A 17332-nucleotide genomic window follows, 5' to 3' on the forward strand; every position below is an offset into this window, starting at 1 on the left:
GGTTTCCATCACGCAGCCTCCGTTTCAAGGGCCGGGTCTTTCACGTCGTGATCCGAGGCTCCGGGAGGAGGCAGGATGGCCGCGACGACGATCCCGAGCGCTGCCCCCACACTGATATGCCAGGGTGACCCGACGACCCAGTAGGCGATAACCGATCCGACTGCTCCGGCGACGAGGACGGGTAGAAAATTGTGCCGCTTGCGAAAGCCCATCACCAGACCGAGAAAGTAGACTGGCAGGAGGACATCGATGCCGATCGCCTTCGGGTCGCCGATCAGGCTGCCGAACAGCGCGCCGACAATGGTATTGCCGACCCATCCAATCCAGACCACTCCGCCCATGGCGATGTACCAGGCGAAAGTGACCGGGGTTTGTTCTTCACGTTTCTCCGTCTCGGCAAATTGCGGATCGGTTAGCAGGAAAAACGAAAGACAGCGCTTGAGGAGCGGGAAGCGCCCGAGGATCGGCGATACTGCCGCAGAATAGAGAACGTGGCGGAAATTGACGGCGAGCACCGAGAGCACGATCATCCAGGCCGCGACATGGTGGCCGAACAGTTCGATCCCGACCAACTGGCTCGCACCGCCGAAGACAAACGCGCTCATCAGCGCCGCTTCCGCCATGCTGAAACCGTTGTCGATGGCGATCGCTCCGAACAGGATGCCGAACGGGGCTGAGGAGAGGACGATGACGAAGCCCTTCTTCAATCCGTTCCTGATCTGGCCGCTTGTGGTGATCGGTTCGCTGAAACTCATGAGTCTTCCGATGCGTGCGCGTGCAATGCTTCGTTTATGCACGTGAGCGCCCGGTGACAATCGAATTGCGTTGATGCGTGTATCGATTTTGCTGAACGATCGGCGGCGCGGAGTGCGTCAGTCCGCGAGAATCTCGCTGCTCTTGATAATGCCGACGCCGTTGGCGCGCATCTCCTCGATGGCAGCCCTGACACCCTCGGGTGTTATGCCGCGGCTCGCATCCTCGATGAAGCGCACTTTGACGTCCGGCAGCATTTCGACAGCGTCCAAGGCTGAAAACTTCACGCAGTAGTCCGTGGCGAGACCGCAAACGTCAAGCTCCGTAATCTGCTGCGCCCGGAGGTAACCGGCAAGGCCGGTAAGGGCGGCCTGGTCGTTGTCGCGAAAGGCGGAATAGCTGTCGACCGCAGGGTTTTCGCCCTTCTGCTGGATATAATCGACTGCGCCGATATCGAGATCCGGGTGGAATTCCGCATCCGGTGTTTCCTGCACGCAATGATCCGGCCACATGACCTGCGGCTGGCCCGAGAGCTCGCCCATGTCGAATGGTTTCTTGCCCGGATGCTGGGAGGCGAAGCTGCCGTGATTGGCGGGATGCCAGTCCTGCGAGGCGACGATCACATCGTAACCGCCGTCGGAAATGAGGCTGTTTGCGATCGGCACGATGTCGTCACCGTGGGCAACAGCGAGGTTGCCGCCAGGGCAGAAGCCATTCTGGATGTCGATCAGGAGCAGCGCTTTCATAGATCGTCCTCACGAGTGGTTCTTCCTTGTCACACGAAGATGCCAAGCATGGCGGCATCGATCAAGCCTCTTCTGCCCAACACGATCGTCGCTCCAAATCATTTGTGACGAAACGGTCGGCCTTGGTGGCAGGTTCTGCGGTCATCTGATCTCCGCGGTTTCTAGGATGTCTGAAGATGACTCGATCGCTTTTGCTGACGGATCTGAAATCCCAATCCGGTTTCGAGCCGAATGTTGAAACGTGATTCCTCGTCGGATGCGGACCACAACCCTATCTAGAGGTCATCTTCACGGAGTTTCTCCCATGTCACTGTCGTCTTCGCTAGAAACGCGGGCTGAAGGCCTGCCGCCGATCGGTTTTCCCGGTCTCGGCGCTCTCATCGTGCTTGTTGTCGGCACCGTTGCGCTCGGCCTCGCTTATGGTCCAGCCCAAGGTGCGCTCTTCCTCATCGGAGGCGGGCTTGGCATCGCGCTCTATCACGCGGCCTTCGGGTTCACGTCTGCCTGGCGTGTCTTCATTGCGGAGGGCCGGGGCCGGGGTCTTCGCGTTCAGATGATTCTTCTGGCGCTTGCCGTCATCCTGTTTTTCCCGGCTCTATCCAACGGCGTGCTGTTCGGCACCGAGGTGCGTGGCAATATTTCGCCGGCCGGTATCGGCGTGATCGTCGGCGCCTTCATGTTCGGCATCGGGATGCAGCTTGGCGGCGGTTGTGCATCCGGCACGCTGTTTACCGCCGGTGGTGGCAATGCGCGCATGCTGGTGACCCTGTTCTTCTTCATCGTCGGTTCGGTTCTCGCCACCATCCACTTCGACTGGTGGGTCAGTCTTCCTTCGCTGCCGCCGACGTCTCTGTTCCAGACCTTCGGTGCATTTGGCGGCATTGCGGTATCGCTTGCCATCTTTGCGGCGATCGCCGCGATCACTGTGGTCGTCGAGAAGCGGCGCAACGGCGCACTTGAACAGGCACCGCCTTCGCCACGGCATGGTCTTGCCCGCTATCTGCGTGGTCCGTGGCCGCTGGTGGCTGGCGCGATTGCGCTCGTCATCCTCAATTTCGCGACGCTCGCACTCGCCGGCCGTCCCTGGGGGATCACGTCCGCCTTCGCGCTCTGGGGTGCGAAGGGCGCGCAGGCGATCGGCTTTGATCCGACAGCCTGGGCCTACTGGCAGCAGCCGGGGAATGCCAAGGCACTGGCCGGAAGCGTGTTTGCCGATGTCACATCCGTCATGGATTTCGGCCTCATCGCGGGCGCCATGCTGGCGGCGGCGCTGGCCGGAAAGTTTGCTCCCAGCCTCGACATCCCGCTGCGTTCGATCCTCGCGGCCGTCGTTGGCGGTCTGCTGCTCGGCTACGGTGCGCGAATCGCCTATGGCTGCAATATCGGAGCCTATTTCTCCGGCATCGCGTCCGGCAGCCTGCATGGTTATCTCTGGGCAGTCGCGGCGTTTGCCGGAAATGTGCTGGGTGTGAAATTGCGGCCCTTCTTCTTCATGGAAGGTCGGTCCATTCGCCGGGCCGACGGTTGAGCCGTTCACCGCATCCCTTCAAAACTCCACGATCCATGGGCGCCTCCACAGAGGCGCCCATTTTCGCATGTGGGTTCAGACAGAGTGTCGCCACACTTTGGCTCGGGCTTGCCGCATCTTACCCCCTCAAAATTGCGGGTGCGATTTCGTACCTCAAATGTCGCAACAGTTAAAAACCGGTGTAAGCCTTGAGTTTGTTAACTTTTGTCGCTAAACAGCAACAGTCGACGAGCTAGACACCGGACTTGCGGGCAGGGTCGGACACCCCTTTGCCGCATTTCTGCTTAACTTCCGGCGGTATGCGCTTTTAAGTGCACCACCGAAACCAAATCGGGGCGGCGTAAAGACATTGGTTACCATAATCGTTCATTCTCATATGCAGTCGATTGGCGGCGATGAGCAGATCCTGTCTGCTTTCTCAGTCCGCTTTGATCTTGCGGGCAAGACTGCGAAAGCAGGCCTTGCCGGTGTGAGTAACGGTTCGGGTAACGAGTAATGGCGCGTCAGTTGGAATCCAAAGCTTCGAAGCAGAACGGTCGCAAAGCGGCATCGAAAGCATCCTCGGCGCAGGCGCGCCGCAAGAAGTCCCGCTCACTCATGACGAATATGGCGCTTGGCGTCGGCTTTACCGTGGCGGCGCTGGTTGGTGCCTCGATGGTCACGGTCGCGACCTCGGTCAAGTCTGCCCCCAGCATCAGGTTCGAAACGGCCCTGCTTGCGCCACCGACCGCGCGCGAGCATCTCGTGGCTGCATCGGCGCGCACTGCGGACCGCAATCTCGATGTTTCGAAATTCTCCCGCCTTCCAGGCAGCGCGCCGGCGGAGCCGAAGCGCGGTCGTCTGGAAGGAGCGCAGCTTGCTGCTCTCTCTTCCCAGCGTCCTGATGACGCAAGCGTTCGTCAGTCGATGCATCTTGCGATGGCAAAGGCTGCCCGTCACGCCGAAACCGAACAGCAGTTTGCGGCCCTTGGCAAGCTTCGGCCCGGCTCCGACCAGATCAAGTCCGCCCTCGGTTCTGCCATGGAAAGTCTTGTGGTCGTAGCGCCACGCGGTAGTGAAGCTCTGGGCGCAATGCCCGACATTCTCCAGGAAGTTCAGCCGGCGACAGAGGTGGCGGAACTCAACACGATGAAGCCGGTGGAACTGGCGTCGCTCGAAAGCGATCTGCCGGAAAGCATGTCGGAGGATACGGTGGCGATTGCCGAACAGGCGACGCCGCTGCCTTCACCTGCGCCGACATCTCTCGCCCAGGCGCTGCCGAAAGCCGGACCACTGCCCGTCCTGCGTCCCGGTGCGGCCACCACCAGCGCTTCCATGGCCGTCGCTTCCGTCAAGCCTGAAAAGCCGAATGCACTTGCCGCAATCGCAGCCGTCGCACCGCAAAAGCCTGGCCGTGGCGACAACGATAACGACAAGCCAACCGTGCTTGCCTTTGCCAAGCCGAACAACCCGATGCGCGAAGAGCCTCTCGCTCCGTCGCAGGGTTCGCCGAAGTGGCCGGGCATTGGCACCAAGGTTGCGATCTACGACATCACCAACGGCGTTGTCATCATGCCGAACGGCAGCAAGCTCGAGGCCCATTCCGGCATCGGCAGCATGCGCGACAACCCGAAGTTCACGCATGTGAAGATGCGCGGCCCGACACCTCCGGGCACCTACAAGCTCTCGATGCGCGAATCGCTGTTCCACGGCGTTGCGGCGATCCGCCTGACGCCGACCGACGGCAAGGCGCCGCAGGGCCGCACGGGTCTTCTCGCCCACAGCTTCCTGCTTCGCGTTCGCGGCGACAGCCATGGTTGCGTGGCCTTCGCCGACTACGACAAGTTCCTGAAGGCCTTCCAGCGCGGCGAAATCACCCACATGATCATCGTGCCGAAGTGGGATGGCAAGCGCCCCGGCGCCGGCCCAAGCGGCGGCGGCATCATGGCAAAGCTGTTCGGCAACAAAGACGCCTGATTAAACTCAACAAAAAACGGAGCCTTTTAGGCTCCGTTTTTCGTTGTCAGCCCAGCGTCTGCCGCGTTGCGGCCAGGAAGATGCGCGCGCCGATCGCAATCAGATCGTCGGGATAATCATAAGTCGGATTGTGCAGGGCAGGGTGGCTTTCGCCGGCGCCGAGAAACAGCATGGCCGATTTCGAGACCTTAGCGAAGCGACCGAAATCCTCCGAGGCGCGGTAGGCTTCCCCAGCGACATGCGGCACGCCCTCGGCATCCATGGCGGCCCTCAGGATGTCGGCTGCAGCGGGATCGTTGATGCAGTGGCCGAACACATCCTGATAGGACAAGGCCAGGGCCAGCCCATCCGCCGCAGCCGCGTCTCTCGCCATTGTCTCCGCCTGTTCGACAAGAGCGGACATCTGATCATCCGTCGAGGTGCGCAGCGTCACCCAGATCTCGCCATGCGCCGGTGAAATGCCCGCCGCGAGTTCACCGATCGTCACGTGGGTCACGGTCGCTCGCACGAGGTCGTCGTTTTCGACAGAGCCTGCCGAAATACCGCTCAGGGCTGGCAGCAGCCTGGCCACGGCCGAAACCGGCGAGATCCCGGTCTCTGGCCATGCCGCGTGGGCAGTCTTGCCGGTCAGGATGATTTTCATGCCGCGCGACGCGCAATTGGTCGGGCCGTCCTTCAGATGAACGTGGCCGAGCGGGATGCCCGGCATGTTGTGCAGGGACAGGCTGATATCGGGCGTCAGGTCCCGAAACTTGTCGTCGGCAAGGACCGCTGCCGCCCCGGCGCCGGTTTCCTCCGCCGGCTGGAACAGGAGAACGACACGACCCTTCGCTGGCCGCCGACGTCCGAGCGCGCGGCCGACCGCCGCAAGCGTTGCCATATGCCCGTCATGGCCGCACATATGGCTTTTTCCCGATACCTTCGACTTGTGCTCGGGGTCGCCGAGTTCCTCGATCGGAAGAGCATCGAGCTCCGCCCGCAGCATCACCGTCATTCCGGGCAGGCCACTGTCGTAGACGACCGCGACGCCGGCGCCACCCAGACCCTCAACGATCGCGTCCGGACCGGTCTCCGACAGAAACCGCACCACCTCGCGAGCGGTTTCCACTTCCTCACCGGACACATCAGGCATGGTATGAAGCCGGCGGCGCCATGCGGTGAGTTCGACGACGTCGCTGTTGCTGAGGGAGATGTCATTCATCAGATTCTAAAGCCCTCATCATGGTCACGACCCTCGTTTGCGAGTGAGTAGACGTCTCGTCAGCCCGCCTTCTCCACGAACCCGTCCAGCACCCGCTTTTGCCCTGCCTTGTCGAACTCGATCGTCAGCTTGTTGCCTTCGATCGCGGTGATATTGCCGTTGCCGAACTTGATGTGGAAGACCCGGTCACCGGTGGTGAATTTCGACGGCGTGTCGGTTGTCGATTTGGCGACCAGCTCGCCGTCGATCGTGCGGCCGCGGGGGCCGCTTTCGCCGTAGCCGATGCGTTCCACGGCGTGGCCGGAGCGGCTGCCCCAGTTGTCGCGGGTGGCATCTGTCTTGTTGGCCTGGGCGCGTTTCCAGCCGGGCGTCGAATAGGAGTTGCCGGCGAAGGCATCCGCCTTGTCGAAGCGCGACTGGCCGTAGCCGCCGCGGCCGCCATAGCCGCCGAAGCTTGAGGATTCCGATGCCGCGACATCGACATGGCTCGGCGGCAGTTCATCGAGAAAGCGCGAGGGCATTGTGGATTGCCACAGGCCGTGGATGCGGCGGTTCGAGACGAACCAGATATGGCAGCGGCGTTTTGCGCGGGTGATGCCGACATAGGCGAGGCGGCGTTCCTCCTCCAGCCCGGAGCGGCCGCCTTCGTCCAGCGCGCGCTGGTGCGGGAACAGGCCTTCCTCCCAGCCGGGCAGGAACACGGTCTCGAATTCCAGACCCTTGGCCGAGTGGAGCGTCATGATCGAGACGGCATCGAGGTTCTCGTTGGTCTCGGCATCCATGACGAGCGAGACGTGCTCTAGGAAGCCGCGCATGCTCTCGAACTGCTCCATCGAGCGGATCAGTTCCTTGAGGTTTTCCAGCCGCCCCGGCGCTTCGGCGGTCTTGTCGTTCTTCCACATGTCGGTATAGCCCGACTCTTCGAGGATCTGCTCGGCCAGTTCCGTATGCGGCACGGTTTCGAGACGTGCCTGCCAGTTGCGAAAATTCTGCACGACATCGAACAGGGCCTTGCGGGCCTTCGGCTTCAGCTCGTCGGTCTCGATCATTTCGCTTGCGGCCTGAAGCATGGGCACATCGCGGGCGCGGGCGCTGTCATGCAGGTAGCGTATGGTCGTGTCGCCGAGGCCGCGCTTTGGTGTGTTGACGATGCGCTCAAAGGCAAGGTCGTCGGCCGGCTGGCAGACCATGCGGAAATAGGCCATCGCATCGCGGATCTCGAGCCGCTCGTAAAAGCGCGGGCCGCCGATGACGCGGTAGTTGAGGCCGAGCGTCACGAACCGGTCTTCGAACTCGCGCATCTGGAACGAGGCGCGCACCAGGATCGCCATGTCGTTCAGCGCGTGTTTCTTGGCATCGCTGCGACCATCGCCGCGCTGCAGCCGCTCGATCTCCTCACCGACGGCACGGGCTTCCTCTTCGCTATCCCAGGCGGCGTGGACGATGACCTTTTCGTCCTCGGGATCGACCCGGTCGGTAAACAGCGTCTTGCCGAGGCGTCCTTCGTTATGGGCGATCAGATGGCCGGCAGCGCCGAGGATATGCTCAGTCGAGCGGTAGTTGCGCTCAAGCTTGATGACCTTGGCGCCCGGGAAATCCTTGTCGAAGCGAAGGATGTTTTCCACTTCGGCGCCGCGCCAACCATAGATCGACTGGTCGTCGTCGCCGACGCAGCAGACGTTTTGCGGCACATCCTTCGGGCGCTGAGCGAGAAGACGCAGCCACATATACTGGGCCGTATTGGTGTCCTGATACTCGTCGACGAGGATATAGCGGAACCGCTGGTGGTATTCCTTCAGCAGATCCGGTGCCTTGCGGAACAGGGCGATCGGGTGCAGCAGAAGGTCGCCGAAATCGCAGGCGTTGAGCGTGCGCAGGCGGGCCTGATAGGCGGCATAGAGTTCGCGGCCCTTGCCGTTGGCAAAGGCCCGGGCGTCGCCTTCCGGAATGTCGGGCGGCAACAGGCCCTTGTTCTTCCAGCCATCGATCATGCCGGCGAACTGCTTGGCCGGCCAGCGCTTGTCATCCAGACCTTCCGCCTGGATGAGCTGCTTGATCAGGCGCACGACGTCGTCGGTGTCTAAGATGGTGAAATCGGATCGCAGGCCGACCAGCTCCGAATGGCGCCGCAGCAGTTTGACGCCGATCGAGTGAAACGTGCCGAGCCACGGCATGCCTTCGACGGCGCCGCCGACGAGAACGCCGATGCGCTCCTTCATCTCGCGCGCAGCCTTGTTGGTAAAGGTCACGGCGAGAATCTGGCTCGGATAGGCGCGGCCGGTCTCCAGCAGATGGGCAATACGGGTGGTCAGCACCCGCGTCTTGCCGGTTCCGGCGCCCGCCAGAACCAGAACGGGTCCATCCAAAGTCTCGACTGCTTCGCGCTGTTCCGGGTTAAGGCCAGTCATATAGTCGGGCGACGGCCGGTTGCCGCCGCGCGCCGCCATGGCCCGTGCCGCGATCCCCAAACCACCGGAGGCACCACCGGAACTACCAGCAGGAACGGGAGCCGAACCATGGTTGCCAGCCGATGCCGGCACCGGGCGCTGGTCCGATTGGTCTTCGCCTCGCGCCTTGCGGGGGGCGGGCTCCGGCTCCTCATCGAAGAAAGGAATGTCGTCGTAACTGTTACTCATCCGGCCAATGTAGTGATTCGGGCTCGAAAGACCAGCCGATGTTCTCTTTTCATTCCTGTGTTTCCCCTAGGAATCGTTCGGATTCGTGTCGTTGAAGCTCTGACACATCCGTGAAATCGCGTGATGTTACAAAACAGTAAGGTAGGTTCCTCGACCTTGCCAGTTGGGCGCGAAACGGGGATACTTGCACCACTTATCGATAGACTTGCGAGGAATGAATGCGGATCTGGAACCAGCTTCTGATGTCGGTTGCGGTACTGCTCGGAGGGCTCTGTCTCTGGGTCTACCTGTCGGCAGATGCCGGGCGGTCACTGATTTCGATGGGCGTTCCCGCAGGCATGGTGACTTCCATCAATCCTGATGTCGCCGAGCCGGCGGCCGCAACGGTTGCGGGCTCACCGGCTTCGTCATCGCGCGGCGGGCAGCGGGGCGGCGGTGAGAGCCAGGTGGTGTTGGTTGCAACCAGACCCGTCGGAACCGGTGTGGTCAACGACAGACTGTCGGCGATCGGTGACGGCGAGGCGATCCAGTCGGTTATCGTGATGCCGCAGGCGACGGGCACCGTAAACGAGATCCTCGTCAAATCCGGCGACATGGTCAAAAAGGGCCAGATTCTTGCGCAGCTCGATGACGATGAGCAGATCATCCTGCGCGATCAGGCGCAGGTGGTGTTGCGCAGTGCGCGTGAGAAATCCGATACTTACCGGAACCTCAAGAGCTTCTCCCGCCTCGACGTGCTCGACGCGCAGATTGCGTCCGAAACGGCGCAGCTGACGGTCACCAACGCCGAACTGGCGCTGAAGCGTCGCTCGGTCGTCGCGCCAATCGATGGGATCGTCGGCATCGTCGCGGTCAATATCGGTGACAACGTCACGACCGCGAGCAATATCGTGACGATCGACAACCGTACCGAGCTGCTGGTGGATTTCTGGGCGCCGGAGCGTTTCGCGGTTCAGGTCAAGCCTGGCATGCCGGTCGAGGCCGCCTCCGTCTCGCGTCCAGGCCGCACCTTCGAGGGTTCGGTCGAGGCCGTCGACAACAGGGTCGATCCGGCAAGCCGTACGATCCGCATTCGTGCCAGAATTCCCAATGTTGATGACGAACTCCGCGCCGGCATGTCTTTCGGCGTGACGATGCGGTTTCCGGGCGAGACCTTTCCAAGCGTCGATCCGCTTGCAGTCCAGTGGGATGCGAAAGGCTCGTTCGTCTGGCATATCGTCGATCACAAATCGGTCAAGGAGCGGGTGAGGGTGATCCAGCGCAATCCCGATGCGATCCTCGTTTCAGCCAATCTGAAGGATGGCGATATCGTTGCGACTGAGGGCCTCCAGCGGGTTCGCGCAAACGGTGCCGTTCGTATTGCCGGTGAAAAGCCGCCGGAGGTCGCCAGCCGATGAGCAGCAACCACAGCGGAAACTCCAATAACGACCCTTCGGCGAACCAGTCCGGCCAGTCTGGCGGCAAGCAGAACGGCTTCACCGCGCTCTTCGTGCGTCGTCCGGTTCTTGCCGCGGTTCTGAATACGCTTCTCGTCGTCGCAGGCCTTGCCGCTCTGGCGGGGGTCGAGGTGCGCGAGTTGCCGGATGTGGACCAGCCGGTCATCACCATCCGCACCACCTATGACGGCGCTTCTGCCCAGACGATGGACCAGGAGGTGACCGATATCATCGAGGGCGCGGTTGCCCGTGTGGCCGGCCTCAAGGCCGTTTCGTCGGAATCGCAGTTCGGCCAGAGCCGCGTCACGCTGGAATTCAACGACACCGCCGATCTTGCGGTCGCGGCCAACGACGTGCGCGATGCGCTTGGACGCGTCACCGGGCAGCTGCCCGACGATGTGGACGAGCCGCGTATCGTCAAGGCCGATTCCGACAGCCAGCCAATCATGCGGCTTGCCGTCACGTCGAACACGCTCTCCATGGAAGACCTGACGCTTCTGGTCGATAACGAGGTGTCCGACCGGCTTGCGTCGGTGGATGGCGTGGCCGACGTGGAACTCTACGGCGATCAGGAGAAGGTATTCCGCGTCGACGTGAACCAGACGGCGCTCGCCAGTCGCGGACTGACGATTGCGGATCTGGCCGAGGCGCTTTCGACGGCTGCGCTCGACGTGCCCGCCGGGTCGCTCGAATCCTCGACGCAGGACATCGTCGTGCGCGCGACGGCGAGCCTGACCAAGCCCGAAGACTTCGAAAACGTCATGCTGGGCAACAATGTCCGGCTGCGCGACGTGGCGACCGTAATGCTCGGGCCGGATGATGGCACGACGGCATTGCGATCAAATGGCGTTCCGGGCGTTGGTCTTGGCGTTCTGCGCCAGGCGCAATCGAATACGCTCAGCATTTCGGAAGGTGTAAGGGCCGCCGTCGCCGATCTCCAGAAGACGTTGCCCAAGGGCACGCGCATTGCCATCACCAGTGATGACGCGGTGTTCATCGAAGGCGCGCTGCACGAGGTCGAGATCGCGCTGGCGCTGTCGGGAACGATCGTCATTGCGGTCATCTATCTCTTCCTGCGCGACTGGAAGGCGACGCTGATCCCGGCGCTTACCATGCCGGTGGCGCTGATCGGTACGCTGGTCGCGATCTATGCCGTCGGGTTCTCGATCAACATTCTGACGCTGCTGGCGATCGTGCTCGCGACCGGCCTTGTGGTGGATGACGCGATCGTCGTTCTCGAAAATATCGTGCGGCGACGATCCGAGGGGATGGGTCCGCGCGCGGCCGCCGTGATTGGCACGCAGGAGGTTTTCTTCGCGGTGCTGGCGACGACCGCGACGCTTGCCGCCGTGTTTATTCCGCTATCCTTCCTCCCCGGCCAGATGGGCGGCCTGTTCCGCGAGTTCGGTTTCGTTCTGGCGTTTGCCGTCGCGCTGTCTTCGGTTACGGCGCTGACGCTTTGCCCGATGCTTGCCTCGCGCATGCTGACAAAGCCGATACAGGAAAAGAACGACGGCCTGCTTGGCCGGTTCGGCACGCTGTTTGCCAATTTCTACCGGGTGACGCTGCATGCCTGCCTTGGCGCGCCGGCGATCGTCATCGTCTTTGCGCTGCTGTTCGGCGGTGCCGGATATATGGCCTTCAAGACAGTCAAGAGCGAACTTACCCCACCGGAAGACCGGGCCATGGTCATGCTGCGGGCGACGGCACCCGAAGGCATCAGCCTGCAATATATGCGCGACAAGCTGCAGCAGATCGAAGAAAAACTGCAGCCGCTGGTGGCTTCCGGCGAGATCCAAAACATCTATTCGATCTCGGGACAGGGTGGCGCCACCAATAACGGCTTCATGGTTCTGACCCTTGCACCGTGGTCCGAGCGAGAGCGCAGCCAGGCCGATATCGTGCGCGATATCAACGCGGCCACCGCGACCGTGCCGTCGCTTCGCGCCTTTGCGACGCAGCAGAACAGTCTGCGTATCCGCGGCGCCGGCAACGGGTTGCAGATGGCGATGGTCGGCACCAACCACGAACAGCTGACGGCCGCCGCACTGAAACTGGTGGACCAGCTGCGCGCGAGCGGAATGTTCGATACGCCGCGTCTCAACAACGAGCCGACACAGGCGCAAATTTTTGTGTCGGTAAACCGCGAGCGGGCATCCGACCTCGGGATCGACATCACCAATCTCGGCACGTCGCTGCAGTCTCTTCTCGAAGGGCGGTCTGTGGTGGACGTGTTTGTCGACGGCGAGGCGACGCCGGTCAAGTTGACATCGACCACTCGTCCGATCGACGATCCGACGGATCTCGAGAACATTTTCCTGAAGGCCAAGGATGGCCGCATGGTGCCGCTTTCGACCGTGGCGACACTTGAAGAAAGGGCCGTCGCGCCAAGGCTCACCCGTGAACAAAGGCTCGCGGCCGTTTCCTTCTCGGCGAGCCTTAAGGATGGGGTCTCGCTCGGTCAGGCGGTCCAGGTGGCGACCGAGCTTGCCCAGCCACTTCTGCCTGCCGGATCGCGTCTCATTCCGCTAGCAGAGGCTGCGACACTCAAGGAAAACTCGAGCGGCATGGCGCTGACATTCGGCTTTGCGATCGCCATCATCTTCCTGGTGCTTGCGGCGCAGTTCGAAAGCGTCCTGTCGTCGATCATCATCATGTCCACCGTGCCGCTGGGACTAGCGTGTGCTGCCTTCGCGCTGGTGCTGACGGGCTCCAGTCTCAACGTCTATAGCCAGATCGGGCTTGTGCTGCTTGTCGGGGTAATGGCGAAAAACGGCATTCTGATCGTCGAGTTTGCCAACCATCTCCGCAACGAGGGCGCCTCCTGCCGCGAGGCGATCGAACGGGCGTGCGCGATCCGTCTTCGACCGGTGATGATGACGATGATCGCCACCGTGATCGGCGGCGTGCCTCTGGTTCTTGCCAAGGGCGCCGGTGCCGAAGCCCGTATCGCGCTCGGCTGGGTGATCGTCGGTGGCCTCGGCATGGCAACCATGGTGACGCTCTACATAACCCCCGTCGCCTACCTTCTGATTGCCCGCTTCTCCAAGCCGCAGATGCATGAGGAACAGCGTCTGCAGGACGAGCTGGAAAGCGCCCGCAAAGGACGCGCCAACGATACGAAAGAGCAGCAGCTGATGGCTGCGGAGTAGGGGCTTGCCTTCAGGCAGCGTTTTCGGGGGGTCGCATGTCGGCGAAAATCTGCTTCAGGACGTCGTAGATCCGGCCGTCGAGCGATTGTGACACGTTGAAGCGCATGGAGCTCGCCGCTGATTGCGACGGGCTGAAGACATTGCCCGGGGCGAGCACGATGTTGTGCTTCAGTGCCGCCCGCGCCACGTCCGCGGAATCGAGACCATCGGGCAGCTGGCACCACAGAAACATGCCTGCCTGCGGCTCGATCCACGGCACGATGCCGATCGCTCTTAGCCGTGCCGATACCTCGACCCTTGCGCCGGCGAGCCGCCCCCTTATCGTGTCCAGGTGCTTTCGGTAGCTGGCATCGCTCAGCGCCTGATAGACCAGTTCGGACGCAAGCGATGGCCCGCCGAACGAGGTCGCGATCTTGAGGTCCGTCAGACCCTCGATCCATTCGCGCTTCGTGGCGATGAAGCCGCAGCGGAACGAAGCGGACAGCGTTTTCGAAAAGCTGCCGATATGAATGACCCGGTCCAGACCGTCGAAGGCGGCCAGCCTCGGTGCCGGCGTGTGCTCGAAATCCGCAAAGATATCGTCCTCGACGATCGTCAGGCCGAACTGTTCGGCTAGTTTCAGGACGCGATGCGCAGTGACGGGACTGAGCGTTGCCCCCGTCGGATTGTGGACCGCCGAATTGGTGATGTAGAGGCGAGGGCGGTGCTCAGCGAGGACGTTTGAGAAAGCGTCTAGATCAGGCCCGTTCGGCGTATAGGGCACGCCGACGATCCGGGCTCGGTGAGCGCGCAGGATTGCCTGGAAATTGAAATAGCACGGGTCGTCCACAAGGACCGTGTCTCCGGGCTCGATCAGGAACCGGCATAGAAGGTCGATCGCCTGGGTACCGGAATCTGTCAATACGATCTGGTCGGGCGACGCCTCGATGCCGCGCTCTCCCATTCTGCGCGCAATCAGGCTTCGAAGCGGTGCCAGGCCGAGCGGAGAACCGTAGTCCGTAAGCGCTGCCGTATCGCCGCGGGACAGCGTGCGAAGCGATCGCCGCAGGGTCTCGTCCGGTAACCAGGATGGCGGTAGCCAGCCACAACCCGGCGTGAGGCCATCGCGCCGGACATCGAGCGATTGCCGCGACACCCACAAGGGATCGACGGCGCGGTCGAGCTTCGGACCGATCTGCGCGAGCGACAACGGTGCCGTCTGGCTGGCAACGTAGAAACCGGAGCCGGGGCGGGAGGTGATCACGCCCTCTGCCGTCAGCCGGTCGTAGGCATCGACGACGGTGGAGGTGGAGACTTTAAGAGTTGCCGCGAGGCTGCGCACGGAGGGAAGCTTTGCTCCGGGCACAAGGCTGCGCCCGGAAATCCGTTGCCGAATGGTCGCAACGACCATAGCGACCTTCTGCCCACCTTGCGTCCCCAAGTCCATCCGTACTGCCTCATGCACCATTACAGTTTTGTCAAATCGTACCTGAGTGTAGCTGTCGCGGCCAGAGGCTTGCGTGCATAAGCGTCGAAGGCTTTTGGTAGGGGTATGCAGGCTTATGGATCGTTCTCTTTCAGGTTGGATCAACGGCATGATCGGCGTGATCATCTTCAGCGGGTCGCTGCCGGCGACAAGGGTTGCCGTCACGCAGTTCGATCCGGTTTTTCTGACCGTTGCCCGCGCCGCGATTGCCGGCATCCTCGCGCTCTGCATTCTCCTTGTTTTCCGGGAGAAATGGCCGTCGCGCCGCGACCTCGTGTCTCTTGTGGTCATCGCGCTCGGCGTCGTGGTGGGTTTTCCGCTTCTCACTGCGCTGGCACTCCAGCACGTGACATCGGCCCATTCCATCGTCTTCATCGCTCTGTTGCCGCTCGCGACGGCATGCTTTGCGGTTCTGCGCGGTGGCGAGAGACCCAGGCGGGCATTCTGGATCTTCGCGATTGCCGGGAGCGCTTGCGTTGCCGGTTTTGCGCTGTCGCAGGGTGTGATGGCGTCACCCTATGGCGACGGCATGATGCTTGCCGCGGTTCTCGTCTGCGGCCTCGGTTATGCGGAAGGTGGCCGCCTGTCGCGGACGCTTGGGGGATGGCAGGTGATCTGCTGGGCGCTTGTTCTATCTCTGCCGGTGATGGTCGTCATCACGCTTACGCAGCTGCCGCCGGATTTCTCAGCAATCCGCATGCCGGCATGGCTTGGCCTCGGCTATGTCTCACTCTTCAGCATGCTGATCGGTTTCATCTTCTGGTACCGCGGGCTGGCGCAGGGCGGCATTGCTGCGGTGGGCCAGCTGCAGCTGACGCAGCCATTCTTCGGCCTCGTGCTTGCCGCCCTGCTGCTCGGTGAAAGCATCAGCCCGATGATGATCGTGGTCACGCTGGCCGTCATCCTCTGCGTCGCCGGTGCTCGCCGCTTCGCGCGATAGGCCCACCGTACCGATGCGGGGTTGTTCGTTCTGGACAAACCTTGCCGTGTCTCCTAACCAAGCCCTAGCATCTTGAGGAGACGTAGCATGGCAATTCGCGACGTGAAGGCAGGCCAACGGAACGAGGAGGGCATTGCCGCGGTCCTCGGGATCTTGAAACAGGCTTTCGGCGAACGGTTCCAGACCGGCCAGTCGTTCCGCGAACAGCATGCACACACGACCACCTATCTTCCGGGCCAGCTTCCCGATGGCGTCGTGTTCGTCGAGACGAGCGACGACGTGAAGACCGTGGTGAAGGTGTGCGGCGAACATCGGGTTCCGATGATCCCGTTTGGCGTCGGTTCCTCTCTGGAAGGTCAGGTGAATGCGCCGTCCGGCGGCATTTCGATCGATTTCAGCCGCATGAACAAGGTCCTTCGCATCAGCCCTGAAGATCTCGACGTCACCGTCGAGCCAGGGATCACGCGTGAGGAGCTCAACCGCGAACTGCGCGATACCGGCCTGTTCTTTCCGATCGATCCCGGTGCCAACGCAACGATCGGCGGCATGGCGTCGACGCGTGCGTCGGGCACCAACGCGGTGCGTTACGGCACGATGAAGGACAATGTCCTGGCGCTGACCGTGGTGACCGCCGATGGCGAAGAGATCCGCACCGCGCGTCGCGCCCGCAAATCCTCGGCCGGCTACGATCTGACCCGGCTCTTCGTGGGCTCCGAAGGGACGCTCGGCGTGATCACCTCGGTGACGCTGAAGCTTCAGGGCATTCCGGAGAAGATCGGCGGTGGCGTCTGCGCCTTCCCGAGCGTCGAGGCTGCCTGCGATGCCGTCATCATGACCATTCAGATGGGCATTCCGGTTGCCCGTATCGAACTTTTGGACGACGTGCAGATCCGCGCCTGCAATGCCTATTCGGGCCTATCCTACCCGGAGAAGCCGACGTTGTTTCTCGAATTCCACGGCACCGAGGAAACGGTCCGCATCCAGTCGGAACAGTTTGCCGAGATTGCCTCCGACTGTGGCGGCGACGAGTTCCATTGGACTGCCAATGCCGAGGAACGCACGAAGCTGTGGAACGCCCGCCACAATGCCTACTGGGCCGGCCGCGCGCTCGATCCGTCGCTCAACGGGCTTTCGACCGATGTCTGCGTGCCGATCTCGCGGCTGGCGGAATGCGTGGCCGAAACCCAGGCCGATATTCGTGAAGCAGGGCTTCTGGCGCCGATCGTCGGCCATGCGGGCGATGGCAATTTCCATGTTCTCGTGCTTTTCGACGACAAGGATCCGGCTTCCGTTGCCAATGTCGAGGCGTTTACGGGACGCCTGAGCCGCCGTGCTCTCGCGATGGACGGAACCTGCACCGGCGAACACGGCGTCGGGCAGGGCAAGATGTCCTATCTCGACGAGGAACTGGGCGGTGCCGTCGAGCTGATGCGGTCGATCAAGAAAGGCTTTGATCCGCAAAACCTCTTCAATCCGGGAAAGATCTTCCGCATCGCGGAATAACACTTCCCAATGATTG

General features: G+C 62.1%; 11 protein-coding genes. 6 read left to right on the plus strand and 5 right to left on the minus strand.

The window, feature by feature from the left end:
• Positions 1 to 8 precede the first annotated feature (8 nt).
• On the minus strand, positions 9 to 755 hold the full coding sequence (locus ASG19_RS10585) for an AzlC family ABC transporter permease (RefSeq protein ID WP_062456234.1): 747 nt from the start codon (positions 753 to 755) through the stop codon (positions 9 to 11).
• 117 nt (positions 756 to 872) lie between these two features.
• Entirely contained in the window at positions 873 to 1499 is a 627-nt protein-coding gene (pncA, locus tag ASG19_RS10590; protein ID WP_062456237.1) for a bifunctional nicotinamidase/pyrazinamidase, read from the minus strand.
• 304 nt (positions 1500 to 1803) lie between these two features.
• Between pncA and ASG19_RS10595 the strand changes: the two genes are divergently transcribed.
• Positions 1804 to 3027 (plus strand): YeeE/YedE family protein, encoded by a 1224-nt coding sequence (locus ASG19_RS10595; protein WP_062456240.1) that lies wholly within the window; start codon positions 1804 to 1806, stop codon positions 3025 to 3027.
• 507 nt (positions 3028 to 3534) lie between these two features.
• Entirely contained in the window at positions 3535 to 4983 is a 1449-nt protein-coding gene (locus ASG19_RS10600; RefSeq protein WP_162238145.1) for a DUF2778 domain-containing protein, read from the plus strand.
• 46 nt (positions 4984 to 5029) lie between these two features.
• Here ASG19_RS10600 and ASG19_RS10605 read toward each other — a convergent pair whose 3' ends face one another.
• Together ASG19_RS10605 and ASG19_RS10610 are read right to left on the minus strand one after the other, a co-directional pair.
• On the minus strand, positions 5030 to 6175 hold the full coding sequence (locus tag ASG19_RS10605) for an amidohydrolase (RefSeq protein ID WP_062457974.1): 1146 nt from the start codon (positions 6173 to 6175) through the stop codon (positions 5030 to 5032).
• A gap of 68 nt (positions 6176 to 6243) precedes the next feature.
• The gene (locus ASG19_RS10610) at positions 6244 to 8820 is read right to left on the minus strand and encodes a UvrD-helicase domain-containing protein (RefSeq protein ID WP_062456246.1); all 2577 of its coding nucleotides are present in this window, start codon (positions 8818 to 8820) and stop codon (positions 6244 to 6246) included.
• A gap of 218 nt (positions 8821 to 9038) precedes the next feature.
• Between ASG19_RS10610 and ASG19_RS10615 the strand changes: the two genes are divergently transcribed.
• Both ASG19_RS10615 and ASG19_RS10620 read left to right on the plus strand, forming a co-directional pair.
• Positions 9039 to 10217: an efflux RND transporter periplasmic adaptor subunit gene (locus ASG19_RS10615; RefSeq protein WP_062456249.1), complete on the plus strand. Its 1179-nt coding sequence runs from the start codon at positions 9039 to 9041 to the stop codon at positions 10215 to 10217.
• Positions 10214 to 13408 (plus strand): efflux RND transporter permease subunit, encoded by a 3195-nt coding sequence (locus ASG19_RS10620; protein ID WP_062456252.1) that lies wholly within the window; start codon positions 10214 to 10216, stop codon positions 13406 to 13408. The genes ASG19_RS10615 and ASG19_RS10620 overlap by 4 nt, the downstream gene beginning before the upstream one ends.
• A gap of 10 nt (positions 13409 to 13418) precedes the next feature.
• Here ASG19_RS10620 and ASG19_RS10625 read toward each other — a convergent pair whose 3' ends face one another.
• Positions 13419 to 14855: a PLP-dependent aminotransferase family protein gene (locus tag ASG19_RS10625; RefSeq protein WP_062456254.1), complete on the minus strand. Its 1437-nt coding sequence runs from the start codon at positions 14853 to 14855 to the stop codon at positions 13419 to 13421.
• A gap of 94 nt (positions 14856 to 14949) precedes the next feature.
• Between ASG19_RS10625 and ASG19_RS10630 the strand changes: the two genes are divergently transcribed.
• On the plus strand, positions 14950 to 15813 hold the full coding sequence (locus ASG19_RS10630; RefSeq protein ID WP_062456257.1) for a DMT family transporter: 864 nt from the start codon (positions 14950 to 14952) through the stop codon (positions 15811 to 15813).
• 87 nt (positions 15814 to 15900) lie between these two features.
• Positions 15901 to 17316 carry an FAD-linked oxidase C-terminal domain-containing protein gene (locus ASG19_RS10635; RefSeq protein ID WP_062456259.1) on the plus strand — a complete coding sequence of 472 codons (1416 nt, stop codon included), beginning with the start codon at positions 15901 to 15903 and terminating at the stop codon, positions 17314 to 17316.
• The last annotated feature ends 16 nt before the right edge of the window (positions 17317 to 17332 follow it).

Source organism: Rhizobium sp. Leaf306 (assembly GCF_001423425.1).
Taxonomy (GTDB): domain Bacteria; phylum Pseudomonadota; class Alphaproteobacteria; order Rhizobiales; family Rhizobiaceae; genus Neorhizobium; species Neorhizobium soli.

Coding starts and splice junctions, on each gene's coding strand:
- ASG19_RS10630 (WP_062456257.1), top strand. CDS start 14,950: ATGGATCGTTCTCTTTCAGGTTGGATCAACGGCATGATCGGCGTGATC.
- ASG19_RS10585 (WP_062456234.1), bottom strand. CDS start 755: ATGAGTTTCAGCGAACCGATCACCACAAGCGGCCAGATCAGGAACGGA.
- ASG19_RS10610 (WP_062456246.1), bottom strand. CDS start 8,820: ATGAGTAACAGTTACGACGACATTCCTTTCTTCGATGAGGAGCCGGAG.
- ASG19_RS10595 (WP_062456240.1), top strand. CDS start 1,804: ATGTCACTGTCGTCTTCGCTAGAAACGCGGGCTGAAGGCCTGCCGCCG.
- ASG19_RS10620 (WP_062456252.1), top strand. CDS start 10,214: ATGAGCAGCAACCACAGCGGAAACTCCAATAACGACCCTTCGGCGAAC.
- pncA (WP_062456237.1), bottom strand. CDS start 1,499: ATGAAAGCGCTGCTCCTGATCGACATCCAGAATGGCTTCTGCCCTGGC.
- ASG19_RS10635 (WP_062456259.1), top strand. CDS start 15,901: ATGGCAATTCGCGACGTGAAGGCAGGCCAACGGAACGAGGAGGGCATT.
- ASG19_RS10625 (WP_062456254.1), bottom strand. CDS start 14,855: ATGGTGCATGAGGCAGTACGGATGGACTTGGGGACGCAAGGTGGGCAG.
- ASG19_RS10615 (WP_062456249.1), top strand. CDS start 9,039: ATGCGGATCTGGAACCAGCTTCTGATGTCGGTTGCGGTACTGCTCGGA.